The organism is Streptosporangium minutum (assembly GCF_002149035.1).
Classification (GTDB): Bacteria; Actinomycetota; Actinomycetes; order Streptosporangiales; family Streptosporangiaceae; genus Streptosporangium; species Streptosporangium minutum.
Genome location: NZ_NGFP01000302.1, coordinates 1 through 10,423, shown reverse-complemented (window position 1 = coordinate 10,423; position 10,423 = coordinate 1). Strand labels below are relative to the sequence as shown.

At 69.8% G+C, this 10,423-nt stretch carries 9 protein-coding genes and 1 pseudogene; 7 read left to right on the top strand and 3 right to left on the bottom strand.

Annotated features, from left to right (window positions below; all coding sequences use genetic code 11):
* Window positions 1-69: 69 nt before the first annotated feature.
* The 6 genes and pseudogenes from CA984_RS38865 to CA984_RS38840 all read left to right on the top strand — a co-directional run bounded on the left by CA984_RS38865 (window position 70) and on the right by CA984_RS38840 (window position 5,090).
* A pseudogene (locus CA984_RS38865) lies at window positions 70-960 on the top strand (IS3 family transposase).
* A 424-nt stretch (window positions 961-1,384) separates the two neighbouring features.
* The gene (locus CA984_RS38860; RefSeq protein ID WP_165781579.1) at window positions 1,385-1,762 is read left to right on the top strand and encodes an STAS domain-containing protein; all 378 of its coding nucleotides are present in this window, start codon (window positions 1,385-1,387) and stop codon (window positions 1,760-1,762) included.
* A 210-nt stretch (window positions 1,763-1,972) separates the two neighbouring features.
* Window positions 1,973-2,359 (top strand): hypothetical protein, encoded by a 387-nt coding sequence (locus CA984_RS38855; protein WP_133061909.1) that lies wholly within the window; start codon window positions 1,973-1,975, stop codon window positions 2,357-2,359.
* Window positions 2,359-3,315: a hypothetical protein gene (locus CA984_RS38850; protein ID WP_086578378.1), complete on the top strand. Its 957-nt coding sequence runs from the start codon at window positions 2,359-2,361 to the stop codon at window positions 3,313-3,315. The genes CA984_RS38855 and CA984_RS38850 overlap by 1 nt, the downstream gene beginning before the upstream one ends.
* A gap of 17 nt (window positions 3,316-3,332) precedes the next feature.
* Window positions 3,333-3,719 carry a YbaB/EbfC family nucleoid-associated protein gene (locus CA984_RS38845; protein WP_165781578.1) on the top strand — a complete coding sequence of 129 codons (387 nt, stop codon included), beginning with the start codon at window positions 3,333-3,335 and terminating at the stop codon, window positions 3,717-3,719.
* Between the two features lie 324 nt (window positions 3,720-4,043).
* A complete protein-coding gene (locus tag CA984_RS38840; protein ID WP_133061908.1) occupies window positions 4,044-5,090 on the top strand; it encodes a hypothetical protein in 1,047 nt (348 codons plus the stop codon).
* A gap of 379 nt (window positions 5,091-5,469) precedes the next feature.
* Here CA984_RS38840 and CA984_RS38835 read toward each other — a convergent pair whose 3' ends face one another.
* The 3 genes from CA984_RS38835 to CA984_RS38825 form a co-directional block, all read right to left on the bottom strand.
* A complete protein-coding gene (locus tag CA984_RS38835) occupies window positions 5,470-6,705 on the bottom strand; it encodes a cytochrome P450 (protein WP_086578375.1) in 1,236 nt (411 codons plus the stop codon).
* Window positions 6,706-6,935: 230 nt separating this feature from the next.
* On the bottom strand, window positions 6,936-8,450 hold the full coding sequence (locus CA984_RS38830; RefSeq protein ID WP_086578374.1) for a golvesin C-terminal-like domain-containing protein: 1,515 nt from the start codon (window positions 8,448-8,450) through the stop codon (window positions 6,936-6,938).
* A gap of 74 nt (window positions 8,451-8,524) precedes the next feature.
* On the bottom strand, window positions 8,525-9,448 hold the full coding sequence (locus tag CA984_RS38825) for a M23 family metallopeptidase (RefSeq protein WP_207621203.1): 924 nt from the start codon (window positions 9,446-9,448) through the stop codon (window positions 8,525-8,527).
* 209 nt (window positions 9,449-9,657) lie between these two features.
* Between CA984_RS38825 and CA984_RS38820 the strand changes: the two genes are divergently transcribed.
* Window positions 9,658-10,423 (top strand): AfsR/SARP family transcriptional regulator (locus CA984_RS38820; protein WP_133061907.1); only part of this gene is annotated, 766 nt, incomplete at its 3' end.

Below are 10,423 nucleotides of genomic sequence, written 5' to 3'. Positions count from 1 at the left end.
GGGCGTTCCCCCTTGAATGTGGACACCTTGGAGACTGGATCTTGAGGTCCAGGGGAAGAGATGTCACTGATGGTGATGAAGAACTACCCGCCCGAGTTCAAGGCCGACGCGGTCGCGTTGGTCTTGTCCAGGCCGGACCGGACGATCACGTCGATCGCGAGGGACCTGGGGATCAGCCGCGAGACGCTGCGGTTGTGGGTACGCGCTGCGCAGATTCGGGGTGAGGGCGCTCCAAATGCGACGGGGCGTGTCGCTGCTACCGGTAAGCGGGCGCTGTCGGGGCACATACCCTCGGACGACGTGCTGGAAGAGGAAAACAAGCAGCTGCGCGCCCGGATCCGGGAGCTGGAGCAAGAGCGTGACATTCTGCGCAGGGCTGCGAAGCTTTTCGCGGGCGAGACGAACTGGTGAGCCGCTTTCAGTTCGTTGAGGATCACAAGGCGCTCTTCGGGGTGAAGCGGTTGTGCCGGGTGTTGCAGGTGTCGCGCTCAGGCTTCTACCGGTGGTTGAAGGGTGCCGGGGCGCGGCTGGCCCGCCGCCTGGCCGATGAGGATCTGGCCGGGCGGATGCGGTGGATTCATGCCGAGCATGAGGGCACCTACGGCTCGCCCCGGATGACGGCCGAGTTGCGGGCGGCCGGGATCGAGGTCAACCACAAGCGGGTCGAGCGGGTGATGCGCGTGTACGGCATCGGCGGGGGCTTGTCACAGGCTGGGGGTCACCCGCTCGCGCGGGGAGGTCGGAACCAGCGCCGACAACGCGGCGGCCGAGTCGTTCAACGCGACCCTCAAACGCGAGATCCTGCAGGGGGCGCGCCACTGGCCCGATGCCCGAGCAGCCCGCCTGGCCGTGTTCGGCTGGATCACCCGATACAACACGGTCAGGCGGCATTCCCGCCTCGGCCAGATCAGCCCGGTCGATTACGAGAAAGCTGCAGGTAGCTTGAAGCTCGCCGCCTGAATTCGGTGTCCACGTTCAGGGGGGAGCCCCCGTCGGCTGATCCGCCGGCCTTTGGCTGATCCGCCGACAGGTGCCGGTCCTGCCGGCACGTGGGGTGGTCGGGAGCGGGGACCCCGGCCACCCCTTCCGCGCGCCGGCGGCCTGTCCCGCCGGCGCGTTCCCGCCGTACCCGGTCTCCGGCGGCGGGGACGTCCCCCCCGCTCACCCGTGAGGTGCTCCGCCGGGCGGGCCCCGTCGCGGCTCGCCGTCCCCCGGCGCACGCCGGCTGATTTCGGGGCGACCGTTTCCACGGCCGGTGACCGAGGCCGTTACGCACATGTCTCCGGACCGTCGCCCAACCCGCCGGGCGGGACGGGTATACCTTGATCAGTCTGGACAGCAGCCGGCGCGGGCCGAATCGTCGGCGCACGGGAGAGACAGGGCGATGAGTAGAGAGCTGGTCATCCGCGTCACCCATCACGAGGAGACGGGCTGCGCCGTGCTCACCGTGACGGGGGACATCGACCGCAACTCCAGCCCTCTCCTCAGGACGGCCATCGGCGAGCTGGTCTCCGCCCGGCGTGCCAGGATCGTCCTCGACGTCGGGGGGGTCACCTTCTGCGACTCCAACGGCCTGCGGACATTCCTCAGCGGGATGACCTCGGCCTTCGAGGCGGGCGGATGGCTGCGGCTGGCGGGAGTGCGGGGCCATTTCGAGCGGCTGCTGCGCATGACCGATCTCTACGATTTCTTCTCCATCGACGCCGACGTGCTCGGCTCGCTGGAGCACGCCTCCCGCGGAGGCTCCCACCCCTCCGGATGAGGGCCGGAAGCGGTGTGGGACCGCACCGCCGAATATGTATTAACACCGCATTAACTCTGATTTAGCGCTTCCGGAACAGGCAGATTCCACGCTCTCACCACGGTGTGCTTCACCGATCTCACGGCCCCTCTAGAACTTCGAGGTCCATCGGGGATATCAAGGGTTTGTTGCCGGCAATCTTCGGGGTCTGTGCACAGTGAGGAGCGGTACGTGGCGGAGTCAGCCCCGGCGCAAGGCCGGCCGGAGCCCATGGCGTACGACCACGACCAGCTGGAGAACCGGGTTGCACCCGGCTTCGGCATGGTCGGCGGCGATCTCCACAACGCGGTCAGGCGGGCGGCGGACGCCCTGAAGGCCCTCGGCGGCCTGCCGAGCGGCGAGGAGACCGACCAGAAGTTCCTGCGGTGGTTCACTCCCAAACGCGACCAGATGCTCGCCCTGACGGACGACCTCGCCGACGCCTACGGCGACATAAAAGATGGCCTGCTCGCGATGCACAGGAATGTCCTGGTCCTCGACTGGGGCATGGCGGAGGACCTGAAGAAGTTGCCGGACTACCTGGCCGACAGCCAGGCGGCGGAACGGGACGGCGCCTGATGGCGATCTCGCCGATGCTCGGGCTCAAGGTCCTCTTCGGGGCCGGCATGGGCTACCTGGTGGCCCTGCGGGTATACGGCGGCGTGACGGCTCCCGAGATCCCGTCCGACAAGCTCCGGGAGATCGCGCGGATCTTCAACCGGCTCGCCGACGACCTCGACGGCGGAAGGGGGGAGAACGCCGACAAGGGCATCGCCGACCGCGCCGACGCGCTGGCCGCCTCGGTCTGGGGCAACGAGCGCAACAGCGGCCCGGCCGTGGAGGGGTTCCGCACGCTCTACCAGGGGGCCGTCTCCGGTTACGCGCCGCTGCTCGCCAAGGACTGCCGTGTCGTGGCCATCGGCTGCGAGGCCTACGCGGATCTGGTGGACGACGCGCACAAGGGCCTCGCCCAGCTGGAGGACCTGATCCTGCAGATCATGTGGGTGGTGACGTTCCAGCCGATGACCACCGCTCTCTACGGGGTCGCCGCCGCCCGGGTCGCCGCACTGATCAGGACGGCGAAGAACCTGAAGTCCGCCTTCGCCCTGAACGCGGCGAGGATCATGGAGATGACGGTGCCCAAGTACACCATGACGACGCTCCTCTACATGGCCATCGACGGCGCGGCCTACGCGGCCGGCTCGATGGCGATCACCAAGAGCGTCCAGCTCTCCCATGGCCTGCCGCTCGGCTCGGTGGGGGAGAACGCGGAGGAGTTCGGCAAGATCGTCGGTGCGAACAGCGCGTACGTGGTCGGGTACGACCTGGCCAAGCTTCCCGCCCGGGGGGTGCCGACCACCCGGGGCATCGAGCTGGGGGCGCGCCTGACCGGCTCGGGGCTGGGGTACACCCCCGCCTACAGCGCCCTGGACGGCGACGGGGAGCTGCTGCCCACCTACGACGAGTGGGCGGCCAAGTTCGGCGGCCACGGTCTGCGGGCGGTCATCTTCCCGCCCGGATGGAAGTTCAAGTAGCGAAGAAGGAGCATGACGTGGGTTACCCGGACGAGGCGGTCCTGCGCCAGATGGAGGACGGCCTGGGCGACATCACCGGTGAGGGCGAGGCCGCCGGCGGGCTGGTCCGCGCCGTCACCGACGCGGCCGGCCGGCTCGTGAAGATCACCTTCAATCCGCGGGTCATGCGCATGGACAGCCAGGAGCTGGCGGAGGAGACCGGCGCGGCCGTACGGCGGGCGCAGGAGGACGGGCAGCGCAGGACACGCGAACTGGTCGGCGAGGCCCTCGGCCGGTCGGCGCCGGAGGGCCTGCCCGATCACACGGGGTTCTGGAACGGGCTGCGGGAGATGCGGGAGGCGTTCGACCGGTCGATGACGGACCGGGAGGCGGAGGTCGCGCGGCGGCTGCGGGATCTGGACTGACGCGGCGCCGGTGTGGACCCGCACCGGGCGGCGCGGGTCTCCCTCCCCGGCGGGGTTCCGAGGGATTTCGAGGCGTACGGCACCGGCGCGCCCGAATATTGACAGCATGAGTCCTGTTTCAGTCAGGACCGTAAGAAAGGTTGGGTCTTCTCAAGGGGTGGCGGGCGAGCTATCAAGAGCTCAGAGCCAGTTGTGAACCAGGCATTCCAGCGCCGCGACCTGCCTGTCGTGCGGCGTCGCGGGCGTGTCTGGTCGCCCAGACCCCCCAAGCGGAACGAGGCCGACATGCACAGGTTACGAAAAGCGATGTTCAGGATCCTCTGTGTGGCGTTCATGCTCGCGACCGGTCTCGTGACCGTCGCCGCGAGCGCCCAGGCCTCCGTCCCCAACCGATGGGGGTTCGCCCACATCAACCTGAACTCGGGCATCCCCGACCCCGCCCGCCAGGCGGGGAGCTGGGGGGCCGGGTTCAACGTCACGGTCGCGCCCGGCGGGGTGGGGCAGACATACGTGACGTTCCCGCAGCTCGCGATCGACGGCGGCGTCGTGCATGTCACGGCGATCTCCCAGACCGCCTACTGGTGCCAGGCCCAGAAGTGGGGTCCGGTGGGACCCGACCTGGTCGTGGTGGTGCAGTGCTACAAGTACGGCGGAGGACCGGTGTTCACCCCGTACAGCATCGTCTTCGAGCAGAGCACGGGCGTCCTGCCCGCCCCCCAGGCGTTCGGCTACGTCCACTACGACGGCGCGTCCATCGTCAGCCAGTTCAACTCGGCTCCGGCCGTCAACACCGTCGTCGGAGGCGGAGGGGTCTGGACGGTCACCCTGCCCGGTCTGGGCTCGGCGGTGCCCGCCGGAAACATCCAGGTGACCGCGGTCAACCCGGTCCAGCCCGCCCGCTGCAAGGTCGGCGGCTGGGCCTCGGCCCCCGGCGCGCAGACGGTCCAGGTCCGCTGCCACAACGCGACGAACGTCCCGCTCAACACCGGATGGTCGCTGACCTACCAGCGTGAGCGGGCGATCACCGGGGCGGCGGTCCCGCCGAAGAACTTCGCCTACACCTTCGACAACACCCCGGCCAACCCCGGGCCCTACTCGCCGGTGCCGCCGGCGGTCAACTACAACTCCCAGCTCGGGATCAACACCGTGCAGAACGCCGGGCTGGGCCAGCGGATGGTGACCTTCCCGCGGGTCGGCGTCCTGCCCGACGACGTCCAGGTCACCGCCTACGGCCCCGGCCCCGAGTACTGCAACCTGCAGACCCTGTGGAACACCAGCGGAAGCGTCGCGATCGTCCGCAACGTCGTCTGCTACAACGGCACCACCCGTGTGAACCAGCCATCCCTGACCACCTACACCTCGGCCTTCTGACCGGTCTCTGAGACCGCCGCGGGTCCCGTACGGCATGCCGTACGGGACCTCTGCCGGTCAGGGGGCGCTTCCGGCGGGTCCGGGCGATGACCGGTGATGAGGCCGCGGTGCAGGAGTGTCGCCGCCGGTGGAGGCGGCCCGCCCAGCGATGACAGGCGTGGTGATGCCGGAGAGCCCGTCCCGGCCGACCGCCCGGCAGGTGCCGGTGGCCGGTTCGCAGGGCGTCGCCCCGCCGGGGAACGTCCCCGCGCACCCGAGGGAGGAGCCAGACACGGGCCCGTATCCCCCAGCCGCTGCCGGAGGCATGCCTGGCGCGGTTCGGCAGAGCCGCGGCACTGTGATCGGGCGGCCTCCGCCACGTCCCGTCCGCGTTGTCGGGTCAGCTCCACGCCACTGGCAGCTTTATCGGGCCGCTGACGGCGTGCCCGGCCTTGTACTGGATGTCCTGGCTTGAGATGGCCAGGCGTAGCGTGGGTAGTTCGCGGATGAGCAGGCCAATGGCCACCTCGACCTCCATATGGCCGAGGTGGCGGCCGATGCAGTGGTGGGGGCCGTGGCCGAACGACAGATGCTTGTTGGGGCTCCGGGCGAAGTCGATGCGGTGCGGGTCGGGAAAGACCCGCGGGTCGAAATTGGCGGCGTCATGGGAGGGGATCACCACCTCGCCCGGCTGCAGGTGCGCGCCGCTGGGGAGCCGCATCTGCCGTATCACCCGCCGGGGCATGTCGTCGCCGGCGGAGGTGGAGAACATCCGCTCCAGCTCGGTCACCGCGCCGGGGATCATCTCCGGGTGGTCGATGAGATATGCGTAGGCGCTCTCGTGTTCCGCGTAGGGGTGGGTCAGGAGCACCTGGGTGAAGGTGCCGATCGAGCTGGCGGTGGCCTCCCAGCCGCCCAGCACCAGGGCGATCGGCAGCATGAGCAGGCGGTCGGGGGGCAGGTGTGCCCCGCCGACGGCGATCTGTGACAGCAGGTCGGCTGTCGGCTCCTGGCGCCGCTGCTCGATGAGGGTTGCCAGGTAGCCGGCCATAGCCAGTGCCGAGGCGTCCGTATCGGCTCGGGTCAGGGCGCTGTTGGCCAGGAAGGCCTCTCCCCACTGCCGGAACTGCAGCCGGTCGGGCTGCGGCAGCCCGAGCATGTCGCTGATGGTCTCCAAGGTCAGGGGGATGGCGAAGGTCTCCATGAGATCGACGGGCTCGCCCTGGTCGAGCATCGCTTTCAGCTGCATCGCGGCGCGGTTTTCGATCTCGCCGCGGCGTTTTTCGATCGCCTGCGGGGTGAAGCAGTCTTTGACGACGTTGCGCACCGCCGCGTGGTTGTCGCCGTCCAGACCGAGGAGGGTGCCTTCGAGGCCGACGTCGTCGACGTCGAGGGCGGCCTCCCGTGAGCATCCCTCCTGGCGTAGCACCTTCTTGACATCGTCGTAGCGGGTGACGAGTTTGCCCGGGGTGCCGTTGGCCCGGATGATCTCGACAACGCCGGTGTCGGTCTCCCGAAGTGCGTGATACTGCGCGTTTTTGTACAGACCAGGCCGGTTGACTCCGTCCGGGCCCTGGTCCAGCGGATGGGCGACCGGACAGGTGGCGGAGCTTTCAGGAGAGGGGAGAGAGGACATCGATCGGGGAACCCCTTCGTACGGTGCGAGGTGGGGACAGCGCAGACAGCCGGCGTGGAACACAGATCATGGGGCTAGGGGCGCCGGACTCGATCAGCGCCTCCAGCCCCATGATCAGTGTTGAGGCCGCCGGCGGCAACGGCACAATGCGGCCATGGCCGTCTTCATGCATGCCGGCCCCTTCGCGGCGGGCCCGGCGAGAGGTGCTCGCCGGGCCCGCCGTACGCCGGTCAGAGCCGTGTGATGCGGACGGCGTCGGCGACGATCAGTCCCGTGCCGGCGGTCCACCGGCTCACCCCGACGACGTTGTAGTCCCCGGCGTTCAGCGTGAAGGTGCCGATGGTGCGCCAGGCGCCCCCGCCGGTCCGCTGGTCGACGTAGACCGTCTTGTTGCCGCTGGAGGTGGTGACGATGTACGGCGCGGCGGTGTTGTAGCCGGAGGTGGCCGGGTACCAGGCCTCGACGCGGTAGGTGGCCGTGGCGGGGATGGCGGCCCGGTACCAGGCGGTGTCACTGGCCGTCACCGGTTCGGCGTACCGGTAGTCGGCGCCGTAGCGCTGGCCGGAGTAGGTGGAGGTGCCCCAGTTGGCGCTCGCGGTGAACCTCCCCGCCGTGGTGTTGTCGACGATGGTGGACCAGGTGGTGGTGGTGCCGTTGACGTACTGCATGTATCTGGTCCAGTCCCAGTTCGGGCCGGGGTCGGTGTGGTCGTTGCCCGGCACCTCGGCGTGGCCGACGATGTGGGCGCGGTCCTTGGGGATGCCGTAGCGGTCGGCGACGTTGCGGGTCAGCGCGGCCGAGGAGCGGTACATCGCGTCGGTGAACCAGGAGGCGTCGTTGACGTAGCCCTCGTGCTCGATGCCGACCGAGCGGGTGTTCCAGTCGCGGGCGTGCCAGGCCCGGTCCTTCTCGCGGACCATCTGGGTGACGTCGCCGTCGGAGGAGCGYACGACGTAGTGCGCCGACACCTGGGCGGCGGGGTTCTGGAACCAGGAGATCGTGCCGGCGTAGGAGCCCTGGGTSACGTGGATGACGATCCGGTCGATCGCGTTGCTGGAGGGCCGGTTGGAGACGGTGTAGTTGCTGGAGCTGGCGGCCACCCAYTTGGCGCCGGGGTAGTCCACGGCCGCCGCCAGGCGCGGGGCGTTCAGGTCGCGGGCCTGGGCGTAGTCGCCGCGGTCGGGCTGGACGGCCTGGGGCCGGACGGTCACGGTGCCGCTGGGCGCGGCGGTGTTGACGCCGTTGGCGAGCAGGTCGTAGACGGTGTCGGCRTACAGCCGGGCGACCTCGGGGGAGGAGGCGTTGCCGTATCGGGCCACGGCGGTGTACCAGTTGGCGGGGTCCTTGCGGGCGGTGGCGTCAAGTCCGAGCGCGTCGGCGTGGGCGCGCAGTACCGCGGCGCCGCCGGCGATGTTGGCCGCGTCGTCGGTCTTGAGCGTCTCGACCGGTTCGGAGGTCAGTTTGGCGGCCTGTTCCAGGGTGTGGGTGGTGGGGTTGCTGACCAGGTGCATCACCCCGTAGCCGCCGCTGGCGCTGGGTGCGCCGTGGTGGCCGTCGAGGTGGGTCTCGGAGTAGGCGAGGGCGACGAGCAGGTCGCGGGGGACCTCGTAGGTCGCGGCCGAGCCGGCGAAGGCGTCGGCCATGGGGTCGGCCGAAGCGGCACCGGCGGGCGGCCCGATCAGGAGTGACAGGGGGATGAGCGAGCCGGCCAGCAGTGCGGCCGGACGGCGGAGGCGGGCCTTCACGGGTTCTCCTCGAAAGGTGGGGGCATCGCAGGGCCGCCTCCGGCCGGGGGAGGCGGAGGCGGCCCTTCTCGCGGTCAGCTGCCGCAGTGTTCGAAGGGGCTGTCGTAGCTGGACGAGCCGGCCTTGCCGCCCCACTTGACGCATTTACCGGGCGCGCTCGCACGGACGGGGCCCGCGTAGTACTCGAAGTTGCCGCTGTCGGTGACGCGGCTGCTGCCCTGTACTTCCAGGTAGGCGGTGGTGGCGGTCGCCGTGCCGACGGACGAGCGCTTGATGGTGGCCACGCAGTTGTAGCCGTTGGAGTTGTTGTAGAGCAGGTAGACGGTGCCGGCCGTACCGAGGGCGGCGGAGTCGACCACCCCGTAGCCGCTGCCGCAGACCGACTCCGCGGTGTGCGGGTTGCCGCCGCCGCCGCAGTTGTTGGAGGTCACGGTCTGGACGGAGTAGCCGAAGGTGGACCCGTTGAAGACGGCCTTCTGGATGTTCGACGGGTAGCTGCTGCCCAGGCGCACCTCGTAGTGCAGGTGGGCCGAGATGTTGTTGCCCGGCTTGCTGGTCTTGCCGACCGTGCCGATCGGCTGCCCCTGGGAGACCTGGGCTCCCGCGCTCACCGACCGCGAGTTCAGGTGGGCGTAGTAGGTGGACCAGCCGCCGCCGTGGTCGATCTTGACCAGGTTCCCGAAGCCGTTGGTCGATCCCTGGTGGGCCGAGATGGCCACCGTGCCCGCCGCCGCGGCGACGACGGTGTCGCCCAGGTCGGCGTCCGCGGAGCCGCCCCGGTTGAAGTCGATCTCCCATGACTGGTGCGCGCTGCTGGCGCTGGAGTTGCCCGTCCAGCTCTGCCCGCAGGGGAAGGGCAGCTGGAAGCCCGGCGCCAGGCTCGCCGCGGTGGCACCGGAGGCCAGGTCGGCGGCTCCGGCACTCGGCGCCATGGCGGCGCCGCCCGCGAGGCTGAGCAGCAGGGCGAACCCCGCCGTGAGCACCCCTCTGAGTCTCATACGGATCCTTTCCGCAGGGTCCGGTGGGGCGAAGCCTTGACCGGCACCGTGCACTGTCTGTTGGATCTCTCCGAAAGGCTCTTCCTGGGGCTAAGGGTCTGGATTATCAGTACAAAAATCATCCAAAATCGGCATAAAGGCCTACCCGGCCCATACCACACAACCCGGTGAATGGTTGCAGCGCCTCCATACGAGGAGTAAGTGCGGTCATGGTGGTTGATCAGCCCACATTCAGCGTGCTCGGCGCCCTGGACGTCCGTGTCTCCGGACGGCCCCTGCGCATCGCCGGCACGAAACCACGGATCCTGCTGGCATCGCTGCTGCTCGACGCGAACCACGTGGTCGGCGCGGACCTGCTCGTCGAGGTGCTGTGGCCCCGGCGCCGGCCCCGCTCCGCCCACGCCAACCTCCGCACCTACGTCAGCTCGCTGCGCGGCGTGCTCGACGCGGCCGGCGCCCGGATCCAGGCCCGCCCGCCCGGCTACGTGATCGAGCTGGCACCCGGACAGCTCGACGTGCTGCTCTTCGCGGACCTGATCGCGCAGGCGCGCGCGGCGGGCCGTACGGAGGAGGCCTACGACCGGCTCAGCCGGGCGCTCGCGCTGTGGCGCGGCATCCCCCTCGCCGACCTGCCGGGCAGCCCCCTCTGGGACGGGCGGCTGCAGTCGCTGGCGGAGCTACGGCTCGGCGCCGCCGAGGAGCTGATCACCCTGAGAATGGCCCGGGGCCGGTACGCCGACGCGATCGGAGAGCTGCGCGGGCTGCTGAAGGAGCATCCCTTCCGCGAGGACCTCTGGCAGCAGCTGATGCTCGCCCTGCACCGGAGCGGCCGCCAGGCCGAGGCGCTGCACGCCTACGCCACGGTCAGGCGGCAGCTGGTCACCGAGCTCGGGATCGAACCCGGCACGGATCTGCGCCGGGCGCACGCCGCCGTCCTGGCGGGGGAGCTCCCGCCCGCCGCGCCCCTGCCCGACC

Bases quoted from the DNA above. Each gene is read 5' to 3' on its own strand.
- CA984_RS38860 (WP_165781579.1), top strand. From the start codon at position 1,385: ATGAGTAGAGAGCTGGTCATCCGCGTCACCCATCACGAGGAGACGGGC.
- CA984_RS38850 (WP_086578378.1), top strand. From the start codon at position 2,359: ATGGCGATCTCGCCGATGCTCGGGCTCAAGGTCCTCTTCGGGGCCGGC.
- CA984_RS38835 (WP_086578375.1), bottom strand. From the start codon at position 6,705: ATGTCCTCTCTCCCCTCTCCTGAAAGCTCCGCCACCTGTCCGGTCGCC.
- CA984_RS38825 (WP_207621203.1), bottom strand. From the start codon at position 9,448: ATGAGACTCAGAGGGGTGCTCACGGCGGGGTTCGCCCTGCTGCTCAGC.